The sequence below is a fragment of the Saccharopolyspora taberi genome, from assembly GCF_039534165.1.
GTDB lineage: Bacteria > Actinomycetota > Actinomycetes > Mycobacteriales > Pseudonocardiaceae > Saccharopolyspora_D > Saccharopolyspora_D taberi.
Map to the genome: position 1 here is coordinate 142574 of NZ_BAAAUX010000016.1, position 25270 is coordinate 167843.

21 protein-coding genes and 1 riboswitch are annotated in these 25270 nt (G+C 70.0%); of the genes, 13 read left to right on the forward strand and 8 right to left on the reverse strand.

The window, feature by feature from the left end:
- Nucleotides 1-78: 78 nt before the first annotated feature.
- The 4 genes from ABD691_RS19500 (at nt 79) to ABD691_RS19515 (ending at nt 2960) form a co-directional block, all read left to right on the forward strand.
- Nucleotides 79-210 (forward strand): hypothetical protein, encoded by a 132-nt coding sequence (locus ABD691_RS19500; protein ID WP_344681731.1) that lies wholly within the window; start codon nt 79-81, stop codon nt 208-210.
- Between the two features lie 67 nt (nt 211-277).
- Nucleotides 278-357, forward strand: a riboswitch (ZMP/ZTP riboswitch).
- A 27-nt stretch (nt 358-384) separates the two neighbouring features.
- Nucleotides 385-1239, forward strand: a complete 855-nt coding sequence (locus ABD691_RS19505) for a bifunctional 5,10-methylenetetrahydrofolate dehydrogenase/5,10-methenyltetrahydrofolate cyclohydrolase (RefSeq protein WP_344681733.1) — start codon at nt 385-387, stop codon at nt 1237-1239.
- 23 nt (nt 1240-1262) lie between these two features.
- Nucleotides 1263-2177 carry an RNA polymerase sigma-70 factor gene (locus tag ABD691_RS19510; RefSeq protein WP_344681735.1) on the forward strand — a complete coding sequence of 305 codons (915 nt, stop codon included), beginning with the start codon at nt 1263-1265 and terminating at the stop codon, nt 2175-2177.
- Between the two features lie 18 nt (nt 2178-2195).
- The gene (locus tag ABD691_RS19515) at nt 2196-2960 is read left to right on the forward strand and encodes an SDR family oxidoreductase (protein ID WP_344681737.1); all 765 of its coding nucleotides are present in this window, start codon (nt 2196-2198) and stop codon (nt 2958-2960) included.
- Here ABD691_RS19515 and ABD691_RS19520 read toward each other — a convergent pair.
- Nucleotides 2946-3245 (reverse strand): hypothetical protein, encoded by a 300-nt coding sequence (locus ABD691_RS19520; RefSeq protein WP_344681739.1) that lies wholly within the window; start codon nt 3243-3245, stop codon nt 2946-2948. The two genes, ABD691_RS19515 and ABD691_RS19520, sit on opposite strands and share 15 nt — an antisense overlap.
- Nucleotides 3246-3371: 126 nt before the next feature.
- Between ABD691_RS19520 and ABD691_RS19525 the strand changes: the two genes are divergently transcribed.
- The 3 genes from ABD691_RS19525 (at nt 3372) to ABD691_RS19535 (ending at nt 9746) form a co-directional block, all read left to right on the forward strand.
- Entirely contained in the window at nt 3372-5168 is a 1797-nt protein-coding gene (locus ABD691_RS19525; RefSeq protein ID WP_344681741.1) for a Xaa-Pro dipeptidyl-peptidase, read from the forward strand.
- A gap of 102 nt (nt 5169-5270) precedes the next feature.
- Nucleotides 5271-8588, forward strand: coding sequence for a phosphodiester glycosidase family protein (locus ABD691_RS19530; protein WP_344681742.1), 3318 nt, complete (start codon nt 5271-5273; stop codon nt 8586-8588).
- A 108-nt stretch (nt 8589-8696) separates the two neighbouring features.
- Nucleotides 8697-9746 (forward strand): DUF4192 domain-containing protein, encoded by a 1050-nt coding sequence (locus ABD691_RS19535; protein ID WP_344681744.1) that lies wholly within the window; start codon nt 8697-8699, stop codon nt 9744-9746.
- Nucleotides 9747-9769: 23 nt separating this feature from the next.
- Here the strand turns inward: ABD691_RS19535 and galE are convergent, their stop codons facing one another.
- The 3 genes from galE to ABD691_RS19550 all read right to left on the reverse strand — a co-directional run bounded on the left by galE (nt 9770) and on the right by ABD691_RS19550 (nt 12672).
- The gene (galE, locus tag ABD691_RS19540) at nt 9770-10732 is read right to left on the reverse strand and encodes a UDP-glucose 4-epimerase GalE (protein ID WP_344681746.1); all 963 of its coding nucleotides are present in this window, start codon (nt 10730-10732) and stop codon (nt 9770-9772) included.
- A 69-nt stretch (nt 10733-10801) separates the two neighbouring features.
- Nucleotides 10802-11980, reverse strand: coding sequence for a galactokinase (galK, locus tag ABD691_RS19545; protein WP_344681747.1), 1179 nt, complete (start codon nt 11978-11980; stop codon nt 10802-10804).
- Complete coding sequence (locus tag ABD691_RS19550; RefSeq protein ID WP_344681748.1) at nt 11977-12672, reverse strand: iron-dependent transcriptional repressor DtxR; 696 nt, start codon at nt 12670-12672, stop codon at nt 11977-11979. The genes galK and ABD691_RS19550 overlap by 4 nt, the downstream gene beginning before the upstream one ends.
- 124 nt (nt 12673-12796) lie before the next feature.
- On the opposite strand from ABD691_RS19550, the gene ABD691_RS19555 reads away from it, so the two are divergent.
- The 4 genes from ABD691_RS19555 to ABD691_RS19570 all read left to right on the forward strand — a co-directional run bounded on the left by ABD691_RS19555 (nt 12797) and on the right by ABD691_RS19570 (nt 18581).
- Entirely contained in the window at nt 12797-13645 is an 849-nt protein-coding gene (locus ABD691_RS19555; RefSeq protein WP_344681750.1) for a sulfurtransferase, read from the forward strand.
- Nucleotides 13646-13700: 55 nt separating this feature from the next.
- Nucleotides 13701-14876 (forward strand): acetoin utilization protein AcuC, encoded by a 1176-nt coding sequence (locus tag ABD691_RS19560; RefSeq protein WP_344681751.1) that lies wholly within the window; start codon nt 13701-13703, stop codon nt 14874-14876.
- The gene (locus ABD691_RS19565) at nt 14845-17568 is read left to right on the forward strand and encodes a bifunctional acetate--CoA ligase family protein/GNAT family N-acetyltransferase (RefSeq protein WP_344681753.1); all 2724 of its coding nucleotides are present in this window, start codon (nt 14845-14847) and stop codon (nt 17566-17568) included. Before ABD691_RS19560 ends, ABD691_RS19565 begins: the two co-directional genes overlap by 32 nt.
- Nucleotides 17569-17687: 119 nt before the next feature.
- The gene (locus tag ABD691_RS19570) at nt 17688-18581 is read left to right on the forward strand and encodes an alpha/beta hydrolase family protein (RefSeq protein ID WP_344681755.1); all 894 of its coding nucleotides are present in this window, start codon (nt 17688-17690) and stop codon (nt 18579-18581) included.
- Here the strand turns inward: ABD691_RS19570 and ABD691_RS19575 are convergent.
- Nucleotides 18528-19769 carry a YeeE/YedE family protein gene (locus ABD691_RS19575; RefSeq protein ID WP_344681757.1) on the reverse strand — a complete coding sequence of 414 codons (1242 nt, stop codon included), beginning with the start codon at nt 19767-19769 and terminating at the stop codon, nt 18528-18530. The genes ABD691_RS19570 and ABD691_RS19575 overlap by 54 nt on opposite strands.
- Nucleotides 19770-19903: 134 nt before the next feature.
- On the opposite strand from ABD691_RS19575, the gene ABD691_RS19580 reads away from it, so the two are divergent.
- On the forward strand, nt 19904-20344 hold the full coding sequence (locus tag ABD691_RS19580) for a hypothetical protein (protein WP_344681759.1): 441 nt from the start codon (nt 19904-19906) through the stop codon (nt 20342-20344).
- Between the two features lie 67 nt (nt 20345-20411).
- Here the strand turns inward: ABD691_RS19580 and ABD691_RS19585 are convergent, their stop codons facing one another.
- Both ABD691_RS19585 and ABD691_RS19590 read right to left on the reverse strand, forming a co-directional pair.
- A complete protein-coding gene (locus ABD691_RS19585) occupies nt 20412-22064 on the reverse strand; it encodes a fumarate hydratase (protein ID WP_344681761.1) in 1653 nt (550 codons plus the stop codon).
- An 84-nt stretch (nt 22065-22148) separates the two neighbouring features.
- The gene (locus ABD691_RS19590) at nt 22149-22991 is read right to left on the reverse strand and encodes a phosphotransferase family protein (protein WP_344681763.1); all 843 of its coding nucleotides are present in this window, start codon (nt 22989-22991) and stop codon (nt 22149-22151) included.
- Nucleotides 22992-23083: 92 nt separating this feature from the next.
- Between ABD691_RS19590 and ABD691_RS19595 the strand changes: the two genes are divergently transcribed.
- A complete protein-coding gene (locus tag ABD691_RS19595) occupies nt 23084-23794 on the forward strand; it encodes a tyrosine-protein phosphatase (RefSeq protein ID WP_344681764.1) in 711 nt (236 codons plus the stop codon).
- Between the two features lie 226 nt (nt 23795-24020).
- Here ABD691_RS19595 and ABD691_RS19600 read toward each other — a convergent pair whose 3' ends face one another.
- Entirely contained in the window at nt 24021-24995 is a 975-nt protein-coding gene (locus tag ABD691_RS19600) for a sigma-70 family RNA polymerase sigma factor (protein ID WP_344681765.1), read from the reverse strand.
- Between the last annotated feature and the right edge of the window lie 275 nt (nt 24996-25270).

A 25270-nucleotide genomic window follows, 5' to 3' on the forward strand; every position in this document is an offset into this window, starting at 1 on the left:
AACCTGGACCTATCCGGATCGCGGCACCAGGCTGGAGGCGAGATCGACTGGACGCAATCGAACCCAGGAGGGACCCCGATGATCACGGTATGGCTGGCGCTGTTCGCCGAAACCGCTGTCCTGCTAGGTATCGCCGCCGCGCTGGCCCGCTGGTCCTCCCGCCGGAGCCACGGTGGTGCGGATTCCAAGAGCGCTGCCGGAGAACCGTGAAGCGCGTCGGATCCACGCACCTGCCGACCCGGGCGACACACCGCCGCTGACAGTGCTGGTTATCCTGGCTGCGGGCCGTGACTGGCGTTCAGGTGGAGCACCACCGGGGAGCGGCCTCGTCGACAGCCGCGCGCCTGGGTGACTCCGAGCAGACCGATCCCCGGGAGCGCCACAATGACCGACACCGGCAACGCCGTCCTGATGTCCGGCACGGACGTCGCTCGCGCTATCACCGACCGCACCGCGCAGCGGGCGGCGCAGTTCGCCGAGAAGACCGGGCGCAAGCCCTGCCTGGCCACCGTGCTCGTCGGCGACGACCCCGCGTCCGAGACCTACGTCCGGATGAAGCGCAACCGCTGCGCGAAGGTGGGCATCGAGTCGAAGCACGTCCCGCTGCCTGCCTCGACCACCACCGCGCAGCTCGTCGAGCTGATCACCGACCTGTCGAACGACCCCGCGGTCAACGGGATCCTGCTCCAGCACCCGGTTCCCGCGCACATCGACGAGCGCGCCGCGTTCGAGGCGATCGCACCGGGCAAGGACGTCGACGGCGTGACCATGCATTCGTTCGCCGACATGGCCTTCGGTGGCAAGGGTTTCGCCTCGTGCACCCCGGCGGGCATCATGCGCATCCTCGACGCCTACGACGTCGACCCGCGCGGCAAGCACGCGGTCGTCATCGGCCGCAGCCCGATCCTGGGCAAGCCGATGGGCATGTTGCTGCTGGCGCGGGACGCCACGGTCACCTACTGCCACTCCAAGACCCAGGACCTGCCGTCGATCGTGCGGACCGCGGACATCGTGGTGGCCGCGGTCGGCAGGCCCGAGTTCGTGCGCGGTGAGTGGATCAAGCCGGGCGCCGTCGTGCTCGACGCCGGTTACAACGAAGGCAACGTCGGTGACGTCGCGTTCGACGAGGCGGCCGTTCGGGCCGGGCTCATCACGCCGGTCCCGGGCGGCGTCGGCCCGACGACCATCGCCGTCCTCCTGGAACAGACCGTGGACGCGGCCTTCGAACAGCGGGCCTGAAGCTCGGGCGCAGAATGACCGGCATGAGCACCGATTCCGCGGTCGAGTTCGAGACGTACCGAAACCGCATGTTCGGCCTCGCCTACCGCATGCTCGGTTCCGCGGAGGATGCCGAGGACATCGTCCAGGACGCCTTCCTGAAGTGGCGCGACGCCGATCGCGCCGCTATCGCCACGCCGTCGGCCTGGTTGTCCAAAGTGGTCACAAACCTCTCGCTCAACCGGCTGACCTCGGCGCGGGTGCGCCGGGAGCAGTACGTCGGGCAGTGGCTGCCGGAACCGGTGCTCACCTCGACCGGCGAGCTCGGTCCGATGGAGACGGCCGAGCAACGCGAGTCGGTGTCGCTGGCCATGCTGGTGCTGCTCGAATCGCTCACCCCGACCGAACGCGCGGTCTTCGTGCTGCGCGAAGCGTTCGGCTACAGCCACCGCGAGATCGCCGAACTCCTCGACGTGACCGAGGTGAACTCGCGCCAGCTCCACCGCAGGGCTCGGGCGAGCCTGCCCACCGGGGAGATGGCCAGGCCGGAGTCGGAGTCGGACCAGCTGCGCGACCTCGTGGCACGGTTCCTGGCCGCTGCGGAGAAGGGCGACCTCGGAGCCCTGGAGGACATGCTCGTGTCCGACGTCACGTCCTGGGCGGACGGTGGCGGCAAGGTCGGCGTCGCGCGCCATCCGATCCTCGGCCGGGACAAGGTCGTGCGGTACCTGGCGGGTGGGTTCACCCGGTTCTACCTGGCCGTGGATTTCACGTTCGAGGAGGTCAACGGCGTACCCGCGGCGTTGGCGTGGGTGGACGGCGTGCTCTTCGCGGCGTTCGTGCCCGGGTTCTCGGACGGCCGGATCAGCGCCGTGCGGATCGTCGTCAATCCGGACAAGCTGCGGTTCCTGGCCCGCCAGGTGTCACGTTCGGAGGAGCTGCCCGGTTCTCACCGGTAGCCCGACGAAGGAGGACCTGTGGCGAACTCGATTCTGGTCACCGGCGGCACCGGCACGCTCGGCCGCGCCGTGGTGCGGCGGCTGCTCGACGAAGGCGCGGACGTGCGCGTCCTGAGCCGGCGCGCCCGCCCGGACGCCGGACCCGGCACCTGGGCGACCGGCGATCTTCGCACCGGAGAAGGTGTCGCCGCCGCCGTCGAGGGCGTGGATGCGATCGTGCACTGCGCCACCACGCTCGGCCGCCGCGACATCGACAGCATGCGCAATCTGACCGCGGCGGCCGAGCGAGCGGGGACACGGCACCTGATCTACGTCTCGATCGTGGGCGTCGACAAGCACCCGCTGCCCTACTACCGGACCAAGCTCGAAACCGAGAAGATCCTGGCCGAATCCGGTGTTCCGTGGACAACCCTGCGCGCGACGCAGTTCCACGACCTGATCGTGAAGATCGCACTCGTGCAGCGGTGGTCGCCGGTGAACTTCACGCTCAGCGGAACCGATTTTCAGCCGATCGACGTGCGGGATGTCGCCGAACGACTGGTCGCGATCACGCTGGGCGAGCCGTCCGGCCTGGTGTCCGACATCGGCGGACCGCAGGTGCGCAGCCACCAGGAGCTCGTCCGGACCTGCCTGGCGGCCAAGCGGATGCGGCGGCTGGTCCTGCCCGTCCGGATGCCCGGTGCGGTGGTCGCCGGATACCGGAAGGGCTACCACCTCGCGCCGGAACACCCGGACGGCCGGATCACCTTCGACGATTTCCTCGCTGAGCTACCGGCGGCGTGAGAGCACTCCGGTCACGGCGGCGACGGCCGCCGTGACCGTGAAAACCGACGGCCAGGCGCCGATCTTCTTGGCCAGCGGGTGCGAGACCGCCAGCGCGGTCGCGTACGTGGTGCCCAACGCCAGCGCGCGCCCGGTTCCGGTGTCGCGGCGGCAGACCTCCATCGCGCCCAGTCCGGCGACCGCCGCCACGGCTCCGCCCCAGTGGCGGTGCCGGGAAGCCCGCGCGACGGCGAACCCGCCGATGAGTCCTGCCGAGGTCAGCGCACCGGCCCGAATGGCGCTCATGATCGACTCCTTCGTTGCTGGCGTAAACCCGCCGTCACCACGACCGCCGATTGACTTTGCCGATGCCGCTGGCAAGGGTTCTCCTGTTGATGTCCGTTCATGACACGTTTCCCGGGAGAGCCTGCGATGCGGCGCGTTCGGCTGAGTCTGGTTGCTGCGGTGTGCGTGATGCCGTTGTCCGTTCTACCCGCTGCGGCGGCCCCGGAGCCACCACAGCAACCGGTGTTCAAGGACGGTGAGGTGCAGCCGGTCTACGACCCAGCCCAGGCCGTGCGCGAGGACCTGTTCGTGACCGCCCCGGTGGACAGCGACCGGGACGGCAAGGACGATCAGGTGCACGTCCAGGTGGTGCGGCCCAAGGACACCGAGCGCGGGCTGAAGGTCCCGGTCGTGTACCAGGCCAGCCCGTACTTCGCCGGTGGCAACGAGGTCGCGAACCACAACGTCGACACCGAGCTCTACGTCCCGGAAGCCCCCGGTCATCGCACTGCGTCCGGCGACGAGCGGGTCCTGATCGCCAACGACCAGAAGATCAGCTGGGAATACGAGCAGTACCTGCTTTCCCGGGGTTACGCGGTGGTCTACGGCGAATCGCTGGGGACCGGCGGTTCGACCGGTTGTCCCACGACCGGGGCGGAGAACGAGACGATCGGTGCCCGTTCGGTCGTCGACTGGCTGAACTCCCGGGCGCAGGCGCACGCGCCGGACGGCGCCGAGGTCCGTGCCGACTGGTCGACCGGCCAGACCGCGATGATGGGCGTGTCCTACAACGGAACCCTGCCGAACGCCGTCGCGAGCACGGGCGTCGAGGGGCTGGAAGCGATCGTCCCGATCGGCGCGATCTCCAACTGGTACGACTACTACCGGACCGACGGTGCCGTGGTGGCGCCCGGCGGATTCCAGGGCGAGGACGCCGACGTGCTGGCCAAGTACGTCCACACCAGGGCCGATCGGGAACCCTGCCGGGCGTCCCTGGATCAGCTGACGGTCGACCAGGACCGCGTGACCGGCGACTACAGCCAGTTCTGGGACGAGCGGAACTACCTCAACGACGTCGGCAACGTGCACGCGGCGGTGTTGTCGGTGCACGGCCTCAACGACTGGAACGTCAAGACCCGCCAGGCCGCGCAGTGGTACGAGGCGCTGCGAGAGCAGGGCGTGCCGCACAAGATCTGGTGGCACCAGAGCGGCCACACCGACCCGCTCAACCTGCGCCGCGACGAGTGGCTGCGAACGATGAACAGGTGGTTCACGAAGTACCTGTTCGACCAGGACAACGGAGTCGACCGCGAACCCAGGGCGACCGTCCAGCGGGAGGACTCCAGCTGGACGGAGGAGGCCGAGTGGCCCGCACCGGGGACCGGTGACGTCGTCGTGCGCCCCACCCCCGGAGGCGGTGAACGGGGTGGCCTGACCACCGGGCAGTCGTACGGCCGTGCGGTGGAAGGGCTGCGGGACGACGCGACGCAGACAGCGGATTCCCTCGCCGCTGCGCCCAGTTCTCCCAATCGGCTCGCCTACTTCGCCGAGCCCGCTGGAAGTCCGGTCCGGGTCAGCGGAACCGTCCGCGCGAACCTGGCGCTGACCTTCGACCGTCCCGCCGCGAACGTGACCGCGTTGCTGGTCGACCAGGCTCCCGACGGCACGACGTCCATCGTGACCAGGGGATGGGCCGACCCGCAGAACAGGGAAGCGCTCGACCGCACGACCCCCATCGAACCTGGCAAGACCTACGACATCGAGGTGGCCATGCAGCCCGATGACTACGTGCTGCCCGCCGGGCATCGGCTCGGAGTCGTTCTGCTGTCGAGCGACCACGACTTCACGCTTCGCCCCAAGCCGGGCGTCGGCATCGAGCTGAACCTCGAACGCACCCGGATCAGCATTCCGGTGGTCGGCGGCGTGGCCGCCTGGCGATCCTAGGTTCCCGCGAAAGTTGGCCGTGCGTTTCTTTTGGTGTGGGCCAACGGCCGTAGGACGGTGATCTGCTTCGTAGCGAGGACTCCTGGCTGAGTGGAGGTTCCGTTGGCGCACCGCAGAACCGCGATCACCCTGTCCGCCGCAGTCGTGCTGGGGCTGGTGGCGGCCCCGACCGCCGGAAGTGCTCCGCTCGGGCCGCCACCGGTCGAAGACGCACCGAACGGGTCTTCGGCGCCGGTGTCGGCGGTTAGTGCGCTCCGCGCCGGCACGGCGGACGGCATCGAAACGGACAGCGTGACCAAGCCGGTCGCGCCGGGTCTGGAGCTCACCGAGTTCGACCGATTCGGCCCTGCCGGCTGGATTCGCGGTGACGTCCTGACTGCCGATCTCGCCGAATCCCGCCTCGAACCGCGGTACCTCAACCCCGGCTCTGCTTCGGGGCCGAAGCCGCTGTCCGAGCAGGCGGCACGTGCGGGCGCGGTCGCCGGGGTCAACGGGGACTTCTTCGACATCGGCGTCACGGGTGCCCCGGTCGGCGTCGGAATGGGTGACGGGCAGCTGCTCAACGCCCCGGCAGGCGGGCACAACCAGGTCGCGGCGGTCGGCGATCGGCTCGGCGGCCTCATGGAGATCTTCCTCGAAGCCGAGATGACCAGGGCGGACGGGACGAAGACCCGGATCACCGACCTGAACGCGCCCAAGGTCTCACCCGAAGGGATCGCCCTCTACACGCCGTACTGGGGCGATGCCTCGCGCAGGAGCGCCGTCGACGGCGCGTCGAAGGTGACCGAAGTCGAGGTGACGGACGGGGTTGTCAGCCGTGTTGGTGACACACCAGTTGATGGTCCGATTCCGCAGGGTGCGGTCCGGCTTCTCGGTGTTGGCGCAGGCGCGGATCTTCTCGCATCGGTGCGCCAGGGCGAACCCGTTGACGTCCGGTACGCACCCCGCACCGATGGCGCCTTGCCTCAGGTCGCAGTAGGCGGGAACAAGGTTCTTCTGCGCGACGGCGTCGTACAGCAGGTCGACGACACTGCACTGCATCCCCGCACTGCGGCGGGATTCTCCGCTGACGGCAAGCGGATGTGGTTGGTGACCGTCGACGGACGGCAGGCGGACAGCCGGGGCATGACCGAGCGCGAGCTGGGCGAACACCTGAAGTCGCTGGGCGCCGACGACGCGATCAACCTCGACGGAGGCGGGTCTTCGACGCTGCTGGCGCGGGAAGAAGGCGAAAACGCGGCTGGCGTTCACAACTCGCCGTCGGACGGGCACGAACGGCTCGTGCCCAACGGGATCGGCTTCTCTGTCTCCCCGGGCAGCGGGCGGCTCACCGGATTCCGTGTGAGTGCGGGCGACGACCGCGCCCTGTCCGGTCTGTCCCGGCGGATGGAAGCCTTCGGCCACGACGAGACGGGTGCACCGGTTGTCGCCACCCCGGAATGGAATGTCTCGCCGGGTGGCAGCGGGCGGGTGAGCGACGGTGTCTTCCACGCCGGCCAGCCGGGAGAAGCCCAGATCACCGCGAGACTCGCTGAGGCCAAGGGAGAAGCGAAGATCTCCGTGCTCGGGCCACCGGTGCGGCTCGGCACAAGCACCGAACAGGTGCGCCTCGCGGGCAACGGTGCACAAGGCCGGTTCCAGATCCTCGGTTACGACGCCGAAGGTTTCGGCACCTGGATCGACCCCGCGGACGTGCGGCTGGAGTACGACGCCAACCAGGTCCGGATCAGCCCGGATGGTGACGGTTTCCTGGTCACCGCGTTGGTTCCGCTGGCTTCTTCAGTGATCACCGCCCACGTCGGCGACCAGGTCACCAGGCTCGGGGTCACCGTCGGTTCGGAGGCCAAGCCGCTGTCGCCACTGGACACGGTGGATGGCTGGAAGGCCAGCGTGTATCCGCAGCCGGTCACCGCGTCGCTGAGCCAGGTCGAGGGACGTGAGGGAACTCCGGCGGTGGGGCTGGACTACTCGCTGACCGGTACGACCGCCACCCGCGCGGCTTACGTCAACGCCGACCCGATGCTGGATCTTCCTGCGGGAACGCAGAAACTCGGAGTTTGGGTCAACGGAGACGGCCTAGGAGGCTGGCTCCGGTTCACGCTCACCGACAGCGCGGGAGTGGCCACCACCGTCGACCTCGCCCGGCACGTGGACTGGCAGGGCTGGCGTTACGTGGAAGCCCCGATTCCCAGCGGTGTCACCGGGTCCGCCAAGCTGCAGCGGATCTACGTCGTCGAGACCGATGGAGCCCGGCAGTACGAAGGGCGGCTGGCGTTCGACGATCTCACGGTGTCGGTCGCGCCTCCGGTCGACGTTCCGGAGGACACCGTCCCGGATGACCCGACGGTGGTGCAGAACGCGGCATTGCCGCCCGGCGGCAACCGCATCGCCGTGGTCAGCGACGCCCAGTTCACGGCGGACGACCCGGTCGGCCCACTGGTCCAGCAGGCCAGGCGGAGCCTTCGGGACGCCGTGGCCGCGGCTCCGGACCTGGTGGTCATCAACGGCGACTTCGTCGACCGCGGAACGGCCGCGGACTTCGACCTCGCACGCAGGATCATCGACGAGGAGCTGGGCGACCGGGTGCCCTGGTTCTACGTCCCGGGCAACCACGAGTCCTACGGGCCGGGAGACCTCAGCGAGTTCAGCGCGGAGTTCGGCCCGGCGTACCGGGTGGCCGATTCGAGGGGAACGAGGGTCATCACCCTGGACTCCTCCCGCGGAACGCTCCGGGAAGGCGGATTCGAGCAGGTCAGGATGCTTCGGTCCGCGCTGGATTCCGCCGTTGCTGATCCCGGAGTCCGGTCGGTGGCGGTGTTCCTGCACCACCCGATCGACGATCCGGCCCCGGCCGACGCCTCCGAGCTCAGCGACCAGAAGGAAGCCGATCTGCTGACCCGCTGGCTCACCGACTTCGAGCGGCGGAGCGGAAAGCCGGCCGTTGCCGTGACCGCGCACGCCGGAGCCTTCCACGCATCCACTGTGGACGGAGTTCCCTACGAGGTGAACGGGAACGCAGGCAAGGCGCCCGCTCTGGCGCCGGAGGACGGCGGCTTCACCGGCACCAGCCTGCTGCGGATCGACGCGCGCGAACAGGAACCGATCCGCTGGGAGACCCGTCCGCACGTGGACGAGCTGAGGCTTGACGCTCCTGCGGAGCTGGCTGCCGGGAAGTCAGCTGGTGTGCGGTCGGAACTCGTGCAGGCGGGTCGCGTGATCCCGGTCGGATACCCGGTGAGCGCCCGCTGGGAGGGCTCGCCCGAGGTGCACATCGGCCCGCGCGAAGACGCCGGACGGGACCACGTCATGAACTTCGATCCCACGACCGGCGAGGTGACCGGACTTCGCCCAGGGAGCGGGGAACTGGCCGTGATCGTCAACGGGGTGAAGCGCAGCACTCGGGTCGTGGTCACTCCATAGTGGATTTTGCGGTGGTTTCCGGTTGAGTTATCCACAGGGGAGGGGTTAGTCCACAGGTTCGGAAACTGACCCTGTCGAAGGCGGCGCGGTGCTGTCGATCCTGTGTGCATGACCGGATTGCTTCGCACCACAGTTGGAATTTCCGAGCCCGGTGAAGTCCTGGCAGCTGTCCCGCATCTGCTCGGCTTCACCCCAGAAGACTCCCTGGTGCTGATCACGCTCAGATCAGCACCGAACGCGGCCCGCTTCGGCGTCACGTTGCGGATCGACCTGCCCGGACCGGGCCAGGAACAGGACATCGCCCATCACCTGATCCTCGGCCCGATGCGAAGTCACCGGGTGGATTCGGTGATCCTGGTGGTCGTCGGTGAAAGCTGCGGCGATCCGCCGGACCTCCCCGGCGGAAGTCCACCCCACGGCGAACTGATCGACTCCCTGCGGGAAGTCCTTGCGGCGACCGGGATTCCGGTGACTCTGGCGTTGTGGACGCCGGAGATCGCCGCCGGCAAGCCGTGGTCCTGCTACGGCAGCGGAGTCCGAGGTGTGCTGCCCGATCCGAAGATCTCGCCGGTCGGAACGGTGACCGCGGCAGCCGGGTCGGTCACCTTCGAGAGCCGCAAGCAACTGGAAGACCTCGTCACCCCGGAGCCTGCCGAGCACATCGCACGCCGGGCCGCACGGTTGGACGTCCTGACCGAGGAGCGCGAAGAACACCCGACCTCCGCGAGACAGGACCTGGAACTCGTGCGCGGCGCGGTGCGGCGGACGGCCGAAGGTTCCGCGCTGACCGAAGACGACCACCTCCAGGTGCTGCTTGCGGTCTCCGACAGCCGCGTGCGCGACCTCGCCTTGGGCCTGGCCCTCGGCGACACCGCCCACGCGGCCGAACAGCTCTGGCTCACCCTCGTCCGCAAAGCTCCCGCCCCGGAGATCGCGGACGTGGCAGCCCTGCTTGCCTTCTCCGCCTACCTCCGGGGTGACGGGCCGCTCGCGGGCATAGCCCTGGACCGGGCGGAGTCGGCCCGGCCCGAACACAGCCTGACCCGCCTGCTTCGGCAGGCACTCGACATCGGTTTCCCGGTGGAAAAGCTGGTCACCGTGGCCAGGGAAGCCGCCGAGGACGCAGAAATCCTGATCAAAGAGGACGGTGCGTGGTGATTGCGACGACTAGGACGGCGACCTCAGGACTGGTGACGCGCGCGAGTGAACTCCCACGCGTCACGCACGATCACCTCAAGGTCCGCGTGCTTCGGTTGCCACGAGAGCGCGCTGCGAGCGCGCTCGCTCGACGCCACCAGCGTCGCGGGGTCGCCGGCGCGGCGCGGTGCGACAAGTGCGGGAATCGGGTGCCCGGTCACCTTCCGGCAGGTGTCGATCACCTGCTCGACGGAGAAACCGGTCCCGTTGCCCAGGTTGTAGATCCGGTGCTCGCCGGGCGTGGCGTGCTCCAGTGCGAGCAGGTGCGCGTCGGCGAGGTCGGTGACGTGGATGTAGTCGCGGACGCAGGTCCCGTCCTCGGTGGGCCAGTCGTCGCCGAAGATCTGGACCTGTTCCCGCTGGCCCAGCGCGACCTGGAGCACGATCGGGATCAGGTGGGTCTCGACGGTGTGCCGCTCCCCGAAGCCCTGGTGGGCGCCCGCGACGTTGAAGTACCGCAGGCTCGTCGCGGCCAGGCCGTGGGCGGAGGCGTAGGAGCTGATCGCGTGGTCGATGGCGAGCTTGCTGGCGCCGTAGGTGTTGGTCGGCCGGGTGGCCGCGGTCTCGGGGATCGGCACCACGTCGGGCTCGCCGTAGGTCGCGGCCGTCGACGAGAACACCAGTCGTGGCGTGCCGTGCTCCCGCACCGCCTCCAGCAGGCGCAGCGACGTGACCACGTTGCCCTGCCAGTACTTGAAGGGATCCTGCATCGACTCACCGACCAGCGACTTCGCCGCGAAGTGCAGCACGCCGTCGAAGGACTCCGCGAGCAGATCGCCCGCGGCCTCGGCGATATCCGCCTCGACGAACTTGCAGCCATTCGGAACCGCGTCGGCGTGGCCGGTCGACAGGTCGTCGACCACGACGACCTCGTGCCCGGCTTCCAGCAGGCGTGCCGCGCACACGCTGCCGACGTATCCGGCGCCGCCTGTCACGAGGAGCTTCAACTGCGTACTGCCTTCCCTTGGTGGTCGGGTGCGGCCGTCGGCCGACGGCCGCTCAGGGTACTGCGCCGGTCACCGGTCCCTGCCCGCGCCTGCGGCGGGGACCGCGGTGAACAGCCGGGGGGTGGTCAGGGCACGTGCGGCGAAGGCGTCGAGCACCTGCCGCTCGACGCGCTCCCGGTCCTCGGTCCGGACCAGCGCGATGGCCGAACCGCCGAAGCCGCCGCCGGTCATGCGCGCACCGACCGCCCCGGCCGCCAGCGCGCTGTCCACCGCCAGATCGAGCTCTGGGCACGAGATCTTGTAGTCGTCGCGCATGCTCGCGTGCGACTCGTTCAGCAGCGGCCCGATCGCGGCGATCGCGCCCGCGCGGAGTCGGTCGACAGTGGCCAGGACGCGTTCGTTCTCGGTGACGATGTGCCGGACAAGAGGACGCAGTTCGCCGGGGAGTTTGGCGAAGGCATTATCGAGGTCTTCCACCGACAGATCCCTAAGCGCCTTGATTTCCAGCAACTCCGCCGCGCGCTCGCATCCCCGGCGGCGTTCTCCATAGCCGGATTCGCCATGCGAATGCTTCACTCGCGTGTCGATCACGAGAACTTCGAGTCCGCTTGCGGATGCGTCGAAAGGAATCTGCTCGGTTTCTCCGGAGCGCACGTCGAAGAACAGAGCGTGTGCGGCGGTGCACGCCAACGATGCGGTCTGGTCCAGCAGACCGGTCGGCGCGCCGGAGAAGTCGTTCTCCGCGTGCTGCACCAGCAGCGCGATCTCGGCAAGGCTCGGCGCGCCCTCCGAACCAGGGGCGCGGTCCGCCGTGTGCAGCAGTGCGAGGGCCACGGCGCATTCGAGCGCGTGGGACGACGACAGCCCGGCCCCGGTCGGGACATCCCCGACGATGATCAGGTCGGCGCCGGGAAGCGCGATGCCCGCGTCGCGAAGCGCCCACGCGACACCGGCGGGGTAGGTGGCCCAGCCACCGGGCTGGCCAGGGGACAGCCCGGTGATGGACAGCAGCGGGGCGCGGTGCAGCTCGCCGTCGCTGCCCAGCGTGGCGATCGACAGCTGTCCGTCCGTGCGCGGCGCCACCGCCACCGCGGTCCGGTGCGGGAGCGCGAAGGGGAGCACGAACCCGTCGTTGTAGTCGGTGTGCTCACCGATGAGGTTGACCCGGCCGGGAGCCGACCAGACCGCGCCCGGGGCACGGCCGTGCTCTCCGGTGAAGGTGCTTGCCGCCCTGTCCGTCAGGCTCACTTGACGCGCACCATCACCGCGTGCGCGATGCTCGGCTGGAGCAGCGTGCTGCCCTCGGCGCCCTGGACCTCGATCGGCTTGCTGACACCGACGACGGAGACGACGTCGATCTCGTTGCCGGGTACGACGCCGACCTGCTTGAGCTCGCTCATGAGGTCGGGGTCGAGCTGGACGTGCTCGGCGATCCGGCAGACCAGGGCGCGGCCGCCACCGCTGCGGGCGACCTCGTCCACTCGCTGGAGGTCGGTGTCCACGGCCTCCGCGGACTCACCGACGCCCAGCTCGTCGAGCCCGGGGATCGGGTTGCCGTACGGCGAGGTCGTGGGGTTGCCGAGGAGCTTGACGAGCTTGCGCTCGACGGCCTCGCTCATCACGTGCTCCCAGCGGCACGCCTCCAGGTGCACCTGCTCCCACTCGAGCCCGATGACGTCGACCAGCAGCCGTTCGGCCAGGCGGTGCTTGCGCATGACGCTGATGGCGCGGGAGCGGCCGATCTTGGTGAGTTCGAGATGCCGGTCCTCCGCGACGGTCAGCAGGCCGTCACGCTCCATGCGGGCGACCGTCTGGCTCACGGTCGGGCCGCTCTGCTCCAGCCGTTCGGCGATCCGGGCGCGGAGCGGAACCACACCTTCCTCTTCGAGGTCGTAAATGGTGCGGAGGTACATCTCGGTGGTATCGATGAGATCGTTCACGTCGGCTCCCCATTCAGTCCCAACCACGATGCTAGTCCCAACGGGCGACAGGCGGTCAGTGGTTGGGGAGTTGACTTGCCGGTCATTTCCGACAGACCTCGTCGCCGGGGTACGAAAGGCTGTCATGAACCCTTTGACTAGTACTGATGATCTCATGGCGCGCCTCCGTGACGAGCCACCGGTCCTGCTCGATGTGCGCTGGTCGCTGCTCGGGCCGCCGGGCAAGCAGGACTACGAGCGGGGTCACCTTCCGGGGGCGGTGTTCGTCGATCTGGACACCGAACTGGCGTCCCCTCCGGGCGCCGGTGGGCGGCACCCGTTGCCCGACCCGGCGGCCCTCGAACGGACCCTGCGCCGATGCGGAGTCAGCCGGGACCGCGCCGTCGTCGTCTACGACGCCGACAACGGCTCGGTCGCGGCCCGCGCGTGGTGGTTGCTGCGCTGGGCCGGGCATCCCGACGTTCGGGTGCTCGACGGCGGCTACGCGGCGTGGGTGGCCGAGGGGCGTCCGGTGACGACGGATCCGGTGGTTCCGGCCGAGGGTGATTTCGAGGTGCGGCCCGGGTCCATGCCCGTGGTGGACGCCGACGCTGCAGCCTCCCTCGCTCGCGAAGGTGCCCTGCTCGACGCTCGCGCGCCCGAGCGGTACCGCGGGGACACCGAGCCGCTCGACGCTCGGGCGGGCCACATTCCCGGTGCCGTGAACGCTCCGTTCGCCGAGCACGTCGACAGCAGCGGGAAGTGGCGTCCGGCGCAGGAACTCGCTGAGCGGTTCGCGCAGCTCGGCGTGGAGACCTCGTCGCCTGTCGGTGCCTACTGCGGTTCGGGTGTCACGGCGTGCTCGGTTCTCCTGGCGCTGGAGCATGCGGGTCTGAGCACCGCTGAGCGCCCGGCGGTTCTGTACGCGGGTTCGTGGTCGGAGTGGTCGGCCGATCCGTCGCGGCCGGTGGCCACCGGACAGGAGGCAGGCTGAGGAGGTGTGTTCATGAACACTGTGTCGGCCGACACAGGAGAGGTAGCTTCCCCCTATGGCTAAGCAGTGCGCGGTGGTGTGGGACGAGTCCGTTCTCGGTTACGACCTGGGCGGGAGTCACCCGCTGCATCCGGTCAGGCTCGACCTGACGATGCGGCTGGCCCGTGCACTCGGTGTGCTGGACGGCGTGGAAGTGCTCAAACCGGAGCCGGCCGACGACGTGGATCTCGAACGGGTCCACCGCCCCGAGTACCTCGCGGCGGTTCGGTCCGCTCCCACTGCGGGCTGGGAGGTCGGGCACGGTCTGGGGACCGACGACAACCCGATCTTCGACCGCATGCACGAAGCCTCCGCGCTCGTCGCGGGTGCGTCGATCCTGGCCGCCGAGCAGATCGTGACCGGTCGCGTCGACCGGGCCGTGAACCTCGCGGGCGGGCTGCACCACGCGATGGCCGATCACGCGGCGGGGTTCTGCGTGTACAACGACTGCTCGGTGGCGATCGCGTGGATGCTCGCCAACGGCGTGGAGCGGGTCGCCTACATCGATGTCGACGTGCATCACGGGGACGGGGTGCAGGCGGCGTTCTACGACGATCCGCGCGTGCTGACCGTGTCGCTGCACCAGCATCCGTTCACGCTCTGGCCCGGGACCGGGTTCGCCACCGAGACCGGTTCCGGACAGGCGGACGGCTCGGCGGTCAACATCCCGTTGCCGCCGGGCACCAGCGACGCCGAGTGGCAGCGGGCGTTCCACGCCGTGGTGCCGTCGGTGCTGGAGTCGTTCCGGCCGCAGGTGCTGGTCACGCAGTGCGGGGCGGACGCACACCGGGAGGACCCGCTGGCGGACCTGTCGATGTCGGTGGACGGGCAGCGCGCGAGCTACCAGGCGCTGCGCGACCTGGCCGAGCGCTTCGCGGGCGGCAAGTGGCTGGTGCTCGGCGGTGGCGGTTACTCGCTGTACCGGGTCGTGCCCAGGACGTGGACGCACCTGCTGGCCACGGTCCTGGACCGCGACCTCGATCCGCTGACGACGATCCCGGAAGCCTGGATGTCGCACGCGGTCCGGGTGGCCGGGAACGTGCCGCTGCCGACGTCGATGACCGATGGAGCCGATCCCGCGTTCACGCCGTGGTCCGGGATCACCGACCACCCGGTGGACACCGCGATTCGCGACGCGCGGCACGCGGTGCTTCCGCTGCATGGTCTCGATCCGCTCGACAGCCGTGACTGAGGAGTCCGAAGTGGATGGAGTAGCGCAGGAGCAGGTGGATGCCCAGGCGGCCGGCTACCCGCGGCAGTGGGAGGCCGACGTCGTGCTCTCCGACGGCGGCACCGTCCACCTTCGGCCGATCAGACCGGACGACGCCGACATGCTGGTGTCCTTCCACGGCAGGCTCAGTGAACGCACCCGGTACTTCCGGTACTTCGGCCCGTACCCGCGGATGCCGAAGCGCGACGTCGAGCGGTTCAGCCGCGTCGACTACCTCAACCGGGTCGCGCTGATCGCGATGCTCGGCGACGACATAGTGGCCGTCGGCCGGTTCGACCGGCTCGGCGAGCAGGACTCCGCCGAGGTCGCCTTTGTGGTGCAGGACGAGCACCAGGGGCGGGGGCTGGGCTCGATCCTGCTCGAACACCTCGCCGCAGCCGCTCGGGAACGCGGCCTGCGGCGGTTCGTGGCCGAGGTGCTGGCCGAGAACTCCCAGATGGTGCGGATCTTCCAGGACGCCGGGTACCAGATCCGGCGCGCCATGGAAGAAGGCGTGGTGCACCTGGAGTTCGACATCGACCCGACCGAGGACTCCGTCGCCGTCGCCCGGGCCCGCGAGCAGGCGGCCGAGGCCCGCAGCGTGCACAACCTCCTGCATCCGCGGTCGATCGCGGTCATCGGTGCCTCCACCGATCACGCGAAGATCGGTCACGCGGTGCTGACCAACCTGCTGACCGCGGACTTCGCCGGTCCGGTCTACCCGGTCAACCCCGAGCACCGGTCGGTGCGCGGGGTGCGCTCCTACCCGTCGGTGCTCGACATCCCCGACGACGTCGACCTCGCCGTGGTCGCCATCCCCGCCGCGGGAGTCGACGAAGTGCTCGACGCCTGCCTGGCGAAGGGGGTGAAGGCCCTCGTCATCGTCAGTTCCGGGTTCAGCGAGTCCGGGCCGGACGGCAAGGAGATCGAGCGCCGGATGGTCCGCGCGGCCCGGGTGCACGGCATGCGGGTGGTGGGCCCGAACGCCCTGGGCGTGGTCAACACCGATCCGGGGTTCCGGGTCAACGCGACGCTGGCGCCTCGGCTGCCCGGACGGGGGCGGGCGGGTTTCTTCTGCCAGTCCGGTGCGCTGGGCGTGGCGATCCTGGCGACGGCGGCCGAGCGCGGGCTGGGCCTGTCGACCTTCGTGTCCGCGGGCAACCGCGCCGACGTGTCCGGCAACGACCTCCTCCAGTACTGGCAGACCGATCCGGGGACCGACGTGGTCCTGCTGTACCTGGAGTCGTTCGGCAACCCGCGCAAGTTCGCGCGGCTGGCCAGGAGGCTGGCGCGGACCAAGCCGATCGTGGCCGTGAAGTCCGGCCGCAACGCGGTCCGCCCCGGGCTGGCCGCCACGTCCGTGCAGGTCGACGAGACCAGCGTGCAGGCGTTGTTCGACCAGTCGGGCGTGATCCGGGTCGAGTCGGTGGCCGAGATGTTCGACGCGGCGCTCCTGTTGGCGCACCAGCCGCTGCCCGCGGGGGAGCGGGTTTCCATCGTGGGGAACTCCTCGGCGCTGGGGATGCTGGCCGCCGATGCCGCGCAGGCCCAGGGGCTGCTGCTGGCGGGCGAGCCGGTGGACGTGGGTGCCGGCGCGAGGCCGGAGGCGTTCGCGGCGGCCGTGCGGGCCGAGGCACTGCGCGAGGACGTCGATGCTCTGGTCACGGTGTTCGTGCCGCCCGTGGCCGTGCCGGGCAGCGCCTACGCCCGCGCGTTGCGGGAAGCGCTGCACGAGGCTGACGTCGCCGAGCGCAAGCCGGTGGTGACGACCTTCCTCGCTGCGGAAGGCGTGCCCGACGAACTCGCTGTTCCCGGTGCTGGTGGTGCGCCCGGGCGGGGTTCGGTGCCGTCCTACCCGAGCCCTGAGCGCGCGGTGCTGGCGCTGGCGCGCGCGACCCGATACGCGCGGTGGCGGGCCGCTCCCAAGGGGCACCTCGTGCGGCCTTCCGGGATCGACGAGGACCGGGCCCGCAGGCTGCTGGAGGAGTGGCTGACCGATGGGTTGCAGCAGCTCAGCGATGAGCGGAGCGTCGAGCTGTTGCGGTGCTACGGCATCGAGGTCGTGCCGTTCCGCCGGGCAGGCAGCGCCGACGCCGTCGTCGCGGCGGCGGCCGAACTGGGGTATCCGATCGCGCTGAAGTCGGTGAACGACCAGCTCCGGCACCGCAGCGACCTGGTGGGGGTCCGGCTGGACCTGAGCGGCGAGGAGTCGGTGCGCGCCGCGTACGCGGATCTCCAGCGGGTGTCCGGCCAGGACGAGATGTACGTGCAGACCATGGCGGCGCGCGGGACCTCCTGCGTGATCAGCCTGGTCGACGACCCGTCGTTCGGCACCCTCGTGTCGTTCGGGCTCGCCGGGGTGGCCAGCGAACTCCTCGGTGACACGGCTTATCGGGCCGTTCCGCTGTCCGATGTGGACGTTGCTGCGCTGGTGCGGGCGCCGCGGGCCGCGCCGCTGCTGGCGGGCTATCGCGGCGACGAACCCGCGGATCTCGGTGCGCTCGAAGACCTGGTGCTGCGGGTCGCGACCTTGGCCGAGGACCTGCCGGAGGTCCGGGAGCTGACCTTGCAGCCGGTGCTCGCCTCGTCGACCGGCGTCGCGGTGACCGGTGCCCGGCTGAGCGTGGGGCGGTCGTCGGTGGTGCCCGACACCGGGCCCCGGCGCCTTCGCTGAGCTCGCTCCGGTCTCCTCCCGCCTCGGCGCCGAGACCGCCCGGACGAAGTGATCGTTTCCGGGCGAAATGCGACTGGGACAACATAGGCGGAACGTGGTCGTTTCGTTAATCTGTGGTAGTGGATGAACCGACCATGCTCGGCGTGATCGACGCCGGTGTGCACCAGTTCCCGGTCCGTGCCACCGAGCAGGCCGACCCGACCAGTCCGGTCGTGATCCTGCTGCCCGCCATGGGCGTGCGCGCGAGCTACTACCGCCCGTTCATCGAGAACCTCAGCAGGCAGGGCCTGACCGTGGTGGGCTTCGACTTCCGCGGCCACGGTGAGAACCGGCCGCGAGCGGCGCGCGGGGTCCGGTTCGGGTACCAGGACCTCGTCGACGATGTCGCGGACGTGGTCGACCTGGTCTCGAAGCACTATCCCGACGCGCCGAGGTTCCTCGTCGGCCACAGCCTCGGCGGGCAGATCACCATGCTCTACACCGCCTCCCACCCCGGCCGGGTCCAGGGCGCTGCCGTGCTCGCCTCCGGTTCGGTGTGGTGGCGGACCTTCCCCGGCGCGCAGGGCGTCAAGAACCTGGTCGGAACGCAGCTCATCGCCGCGATGTCCACCCTGCTCGGCTACTGGCCCGGCTGGGTCTTCGGCGGCAGGCAGGCGACCGGGCTGATGTGCGACTGGGCCCGGCAGGGCAGGACCGGTCGCTGGGCGCTGGACGGCTCCACGACCGACTACGAGAAGGCGCTGGGCGCGCTGCGACTGCCGCTGCTGACCGTCAGCGTCGACGGCGACGAGTTCGCGCCCCCGTCCTCGATGGACCACCTGGCGGGCAAGGCGCGCCAGGCGACGCGGACCCGGCGCCACTACGGGCTTTCCGACGCGGGCGCGGACAAGCTCGGCCACTTCGGCTGGGTGCACCGCAGCGCCGAGCTCTCCCGGTGGATCGGTGACTGGCTCGCCTCGTCAGCAGACGGAGTCGGTCGGCTTGGGCACGTCGAGCCCGAACCACGGGCGTAGCTTCAGCCCGATCCACGTCCCGGCCAGCGCGAGCAGGCCCCAGGCCCAGCCGTGCAGGGAGAACGACGCGATCCCGGAGAAGTAGGCACCGATGTTGCAGCCGTAGGCCAGCCGGGCGCCGTACCCCATCAGCAGGCCGCCGACGACCGCCGCCAGCAGCACCTTCGCGGGCAGCTTCCTGGCCAGCACGAACGCCCCGGACGCGGCGGAGGCCACCAGCGCGCCGATCATGATGCCGAAGTCGAGCACCGACGTGCCGTCGGCCAGCACCGACTGGGTCAGCGACGCCGCCTTCTCGCCCTGCCAGTAGGGCCAGGCCGCCACGTCGACACCCACCGCCTGGAGCGCCTTCGAACCCCACAGCACGAATGCGGACGTGATGCCCCACGGGCTGCCGCGGGTCAGCAGCACGGCCGCGTTCAGCCCCGCGAGCACGAGCGCGCCGACCCACAGCGGCCAGGAACCGCGCACGATCCGCCAGACCCCGCGCGCTGTCGGCGGACGGCCCGCGGGCGGCGCGTTGCGGCGGCGGGCCCAGCGGGTCGCGGCGAAGGCGATGGCGCCGAGCACGGCGAGTTGGAGGATCAGCGCTCCGCTGTAACCCAGTCCGGTGTCCTCGGCGAGCGAGAACGAACCGAGCGTGATGGCGTCGGAAGTCCACATCGGAAGGTGCAGCGCGCCGATCACCGAACCGACGATGAAGAAGAACAGTGTCACCACGAGCAGCGTGTTTCCGCCGCCCACCGCGAACAGGGTGCCCGAGGCGCAGGCGCCGCCGAGCTGCATGCCGATTCCGAACAGGACCGCGCCGACCACGAGTCCCAGGCCGAGCGGTTCGACATTGCCCTCCGGCGTCTTGCCGAAGAACGTCACACCGGCCGCCAGGATCGGCGCGAACAGCACCGACGCCGCCGCGAGCATCAGCAGGTGCGCTCGTACTCCGGAGGTCTGCCCGACCGAGACGAGCTGCCGCCAGGCCGAGGTGAAGCCGAACCGGGAGTGGAACAGCGTCAGCCCCAGCGCCAGTCCGAGCGCGGCGAGAACCGCGAGCTTCGCGCCCGCGACCGCGGCGGTCGCCGCGACCAGCGCCGCTGCCGCCGCGACGCCGAGCAGCAGCGGCAGCCACTGCGGCCTGGACTGGGTTTCTTCTGGGGTGGTGACCGCAGGGGAAGCGGTTTCGGTGGACATGTCTTTCTCCCACGTGAGCTCAGGGCCTCGACCGAAGCACGCGGGAAGTCCGCCTGACCAGCCTTTCCAGCATCCGGGAAATTCGGGAAGACCGGACGCGCAACCGCCCGGCGCCCGGGCTCCGTCCTTGGGGCATGAGACACATACACACCGCAGTAAGCGCAGGGGTGCTGTTCTTCGCGGTCGCCGCCTGCGGTCAACCGTCGGACGATGTCGGATTCGGTGGCCAGCCGCCCGCGCCGCCGCCCGCACCTGTGCAGCCCAAGCCGGTGGACCAGCGCACTCCGGTGCCGCCGCAGCAGCTGTCTCAGGGTGCGCCGAAGGTCTGGACCCAGGACGGCGGTTCGGTCGTCGTGGCCACCGGGTCCGAGGGCGGATGCAGCAAGGTGCACGCCGAACTGGTCGAGCAGAACGCCCAGCAGGTCAAGATCCGCCTGGTGGACGAGATCCCCGAGCCGTCCGGGATCTGCACCATGGACCTGCGCTACCCGCCGCTGGCCGTCCAGCTGGACGCCCCGCTGGAGCAGCGCCAGGTCATCGTCGAGCAGATCGATGTGAAGGTGCCGAAGAAGTAATGGGTCCCCAAGGGACCGGACTTCTCCCGCAGGAGGTGGGGCTCCTGCGGGAGAAGTGTGCGCGGGGTCAGCGGGCGAACGAGATCTGAAGCGTCGGCTGGGTGGACTCGGCGAAGAAGTCGTTGCCCTTGTCGTCGACCACCACGAACGCCGGGAAGTCCTCCACCTCGATCCGCCACACCGCTTCCATGCCCAGCTCGGGGTACTCCAGCACCTCGACCTTGCGGATGCAGTCCTGCGCCAGCCGCGCCGCCGGGCCGCCGATCGAACCCAGGTAGAATCCGCCGTGCTGCCGGCACGACGCGGTGACCTTGCCCGACCGGTTGCCCTTGGCCAGCATCACCAGCGAACCGCCCGCCGCCTGGAACTGCTCGACGTAGGCGTCCATCCGGCCGGCCGTGGTCGGTCCGAACGACCCGGAGGCGTAGCCGTCGGGCGTCTTGGCCGGACCCGCGTAGTAGACCGGGTGGTCGCGCAGGTACTGCGGGATCGGCTCTCCCGCGTCCAGCCGCTCGGCGATCTTGGCGTGCGCGATGTCGCGGGCCACCACCAGCGGCCCGGTCAGCGACACCCGGGTCTTGACCGGCAGCTTCGACAGCTCCGCGCGGATCTCCGGCATCGGCCTGCTGAGGTCGATGCGCACCACCTCGTCGGAGAGCTGCTCGTCGGCGACCTCGGGCAGGTAGCGGGCGGGGTCGCGCTCCAGCTGCTCCAGGAACACGCCCTCCGGGGTGATCTTGGCTTTCGCCTGCCGGTCCGCCGAACACGACACCGCCACCCCGACCGGGCAGGACGCGCCGTGCCTGGGCAGCCGGACGACCCGCACGTCGTGGCAGAAGTACTTGCCGCCGAACTGCGCGCCGATGCCGAACTGCTGGGTCATCTCCAGGACCTGCGCCTCCAGCTCGACGTCGCGCATCGCGTGGCCCGAGGGCGAGCCCTCGCGCGGCAGCCCGTCGAGGTAGCGGGCGGAGGCCAGCTTGGCGACCTTGAGGTTGTACTCCGCCGACATGCCGCCGACGACGATCGCCAGGTGGTAGGGCGGGCAGGCCGCGGTGCCCAGCGAGCGCAGCTTCTCCTCCAGGAAGCGGGCGAGCCTGGTCGGGTTCAGCAGCGCCTTGGTCTCCTGGTAGAGGAAGGTCTTGTTGGCGCTGCCGCCGCCCTTGGCCATGAACAGGAACTCGTAGCTGGGGTCGGTGCCCGGCTTGGAGTACAACTCGATCTGGGCGGGCAGGTTGCTGGCGGTGTTGCGCTCCTCCCAGAAGTTCAGCGGCGCCATCTGCGAGTACCGCAGGTTGAGGTCCTGGTAGGCGTCGAAGATGCCGCGGGAGAGCAGCCGCTCGTCGTCACCGCCGGTCAGCACCGTCTCGGTGCGCTTGCCGATGACGATCGCGGTACCGGTGTCCTGGCACATCGGCAGTACCCCGCCCGCGGACACGCAGGCGTTGCGCAGCAGGTCGGTGGCCACGAACCGGTCGTTCGCGCTGGCCTCGGGGTCGTCGACGATCGCCTTGAGCTGGGCCAGGTGGGACGGCCGCAGCAGGTGCTGGATGTCCTTGATGGCCTCGGCGGCCAGCTTGCTCAGGGTGTCCGGCTCGACTTCGAGGAACCGCCGCCCGGCCGCCTCGACGACCCGGGTGCCCTCGGTGGTCAGCAGGCGGTACTCGGTCTGGTCGGGACCGAGGGGAAGCACCTCGGTGAAATCGAACGTGGTGGTCACGTCGCGGGCTCCTTTGCGCGCGTTCGGGTACGGCGTGACGTTAACGCACCACAGGACCCGCGCCGCATCGTCTGATCCGCAATGTCAGGTTGCCCACTCCGAGGTCAGCAGCCGTGCGGCGCGGGGGTGCAGCCAGGCCGTGAATCGCTCGTCCGGGGAGTGCTCGCGAAGCTCGCCGAGCGCGATGTGGATCAGGTAGCAGCGGAGGGCGTCGGTGGCCTCAGGCCGCAGGTGCGCTGCCTGGACGTCCATGCAGTCCAGCCACGTCGCCCAGAACAGGATGTTCGCCACGTCGTAGAGCGGGTCGCCGAACATCGCGCAGTCCCAGTCGAGCACGCCGGTGATGCGGGTGCCGTCGGTAAGCACGTTGTTGGAGCCGAAGTCGCCGTGCACGAGCTGCCGGACCTCGGGGCAGGACGGCACGAGCCGCAGCAGCTCGGCGTGCAACCGCCGTCCGAGGTCGGAGTCCGGGGGAGGGGTTGATGCGAGGAAGTCCCGCCAGCTGCGGTGCTCGCCAACCCCGTCGGCGTCGAAGCGCCCGAAGCCTCGGGTACCGCTGAGGTCGGCGATGGCCGACATCGTCGCCTCGACCAGCGGGGCCACACCGCTCAGCTCGGCGCGCTCGAGGTCCTGCAACGACCGCCCAGGCAGGCGCGTGCTCACGCAGACCGCGTGCCCGGTGCTCAGTTCGCCGATGGTGACGACCCGCGGAACCGGCAGCGCCGGTCCGTCGAAGCGGTGGGCGAAGGCGTCCTTGGCGAAGCCCGCGCGGTCGCCGTTGATCCGCACCACCCGCTCGCCGTCGGCGCAGCGGACGCCGAACGCCTGCGACTCCTCTCCTTCGACGAGCCGGTGCAGCCCGCTCACCGGGCCGAGGTTGTAGGCCAGCCAGGCGCGTACCAGATCGACGGGAACTGCCGGTTTCACCACAGCAAGACCTTAATGCGGGCTGGCGGTCGCGTGCGGGCACTTGCGAGGCTGTACGGCCTGAGCACGACACGGAGGAGGACGCCTTGCCGATGACGGAAGCCGATGGCCTGGACGGACTGGTCAACCTGCGCGACCTGGGCGGCATACCCCTCGCCGGCGGCGAGACGACCTCGACCGGTGTGGTGCTGCGCAGCGACGCCCCGTACCACGGGGACCGGGATCCGGAGCTGACCTGGCCGCCGAAGACCGTCGTCGACCTGCGGGATCCCGCCGAGCTGAACGGGCGCGGCCACCCGCTGGCTGCCGTCGCGGAGGTGCGCAGCGTTCCGCTGCTGGAAGACGTCGGGGACGGCGATCCCGACGACACCCGGCACGCGCTGACGCACCTGTACGAGCACATCGTCGACCGGGCGCCGCACCGGCTGGTGGAGGTCTTCCGCATCGCGGTCGAGGCGGACGGGCCGGTGCTGATCCACTGCGCCGCCGGGAAGGACCGCACCGGCGTCGCGTCCGCGATGCTGCTCGGCGCGGTCGGGGCGCGCCCGGACGCGATCGTCGCCGACTACGTGCGCACCGACCGGAACATGCGGCGGGTCCTGATGCGGCTCAACGGTGGTTCGCTGCCGCCGGGGGTGGACGAGGAAATGGTGCTCCAGCTGGCGTCGACCCCGGTCGAAGCGATCGAACTCGTGCTCTCCAGGTTCGACCAGCACGGCGGGGCCGCAGGCTGGCTGCGCTCGCACGGGGTGCGCGACGAGGAGATCGAGCTCTGGCGGAAGCGGTTCGTTGACGCCGGCTGATGGAGTTCGAGCCCGTGAGTTCCCGCCTCAGGCAGGAGCTCACGGGCTCGTCAGGTAGGTCGAGAGGCCGGACCGCGGCTACTGCCGAGTCCGACCTCCCGGGGTGCGCGCACGACCGGACGCGAGGCCCGGGCGCCGCGAAGTGCACGGCACGCGAGGGGAGACATCGATCATTCCGTGACCGGGGTCACCTGGTCAATGCGTCCGTTCAGGTGCCGTTCGACGGTCAGCTGGCGTAGGCGCGCAGCTTGTCGGCCCGGTCGCCCTGCCGCAGCTTGGACATGACCTCGCGCTCGATCTGGCGGACCCGCTCCCGGGACAGCCCGAACGCCTTGCCGATCTGGTCCAGGGTGCGCGGCTGGCCGTCGTCGAGGCCGTAGCGCATCCGGATCACGGCCTGCTCGCGCTCCTCCAGGGTGGCCAGCACCCGGCGCAGGTCGTCCTGCAGGAACCCGGAGATGACCGCGTTCTCGGCGTCGGCGGACTCGGAGTCCTCGATGAAGTCGCCCAGCGGGGCGTCCTCCTCGGCGCCGACCGGCATGTCCAGGCTCACCGGGTCGCGCGAGTGGTCGAGCAGGTCGGTGACCTTCTCAACGGTCAGCCCGGCCTCGTCGGCCAGCTCCTCGTCGGTGGCCTCCCGGCCGAGCTTCTGGTGCAGGTCGCGCTTGATCCGGGCCAGCTTGTTGACCTGCTCCACCAGGTGGACGGGCAGCCGGATGGTGCGGCTCTGGTCGGCCATGCCGCGGGTGATCGCCTGCCGGATCCACCAGGTCGCGTACGTGGAGAACTTGAAGCCCTTGGTGTAGTCGAACTTCTCGACCGCCCGGATCAGGCCGAGGTTGCCCTCCTGGATCAGGTCCAGCAGCGGCATGCCGCGGCCGGTGTAGCGCTTGGCGAGGCTGACCACGAGCCGGAGGTTGGCCTCCATCAGGTGGTTCTTGGCCAGCCGGCCGTCCCGGACGACCGCGTTGAGGTCGCTGCGCCGCTCCGGGGAGAGCTTCTTGCTCGTCTCCAGCACGTGCCTGGCGAAGACGCCGGCCTCGATCCGCTTGGCGAGGTCGACCTCCTCCTGGGCGGTGAGCAGCGCGGTGCGCCCGATGCCGTTGAGGTAGACCCGCACGAGGTCGGCCGAGGGGCCTTGGGTGTCGAGGTCCGCATCGGTGGCGGCAACGTCCGAGGTGATGGTCTGCGGGACGGTCATTGAGCTCCCTCCCTGGCGGGCTGGCTTGGCGCGAATCACACCGACGCACCGTCACGTGGTGTGGGAGGCGCGTACGCTCGGTACGAGGAACCGAGAGCCCGCGCCTGTCTTCCTTGACGTCCGGACTGCGACATCTGGACCGGCTTGCCGGGGGCCGGCAGTTCGGGACCGGGCTGTCGCGAGACCTGGCTGTCGAAGCTTCGTTACCGGGAAAACGAACGTGTCCCCGAATTCGTTCCCGGACTTCTCAACCTGGGGACGTCATGGCCGTCACA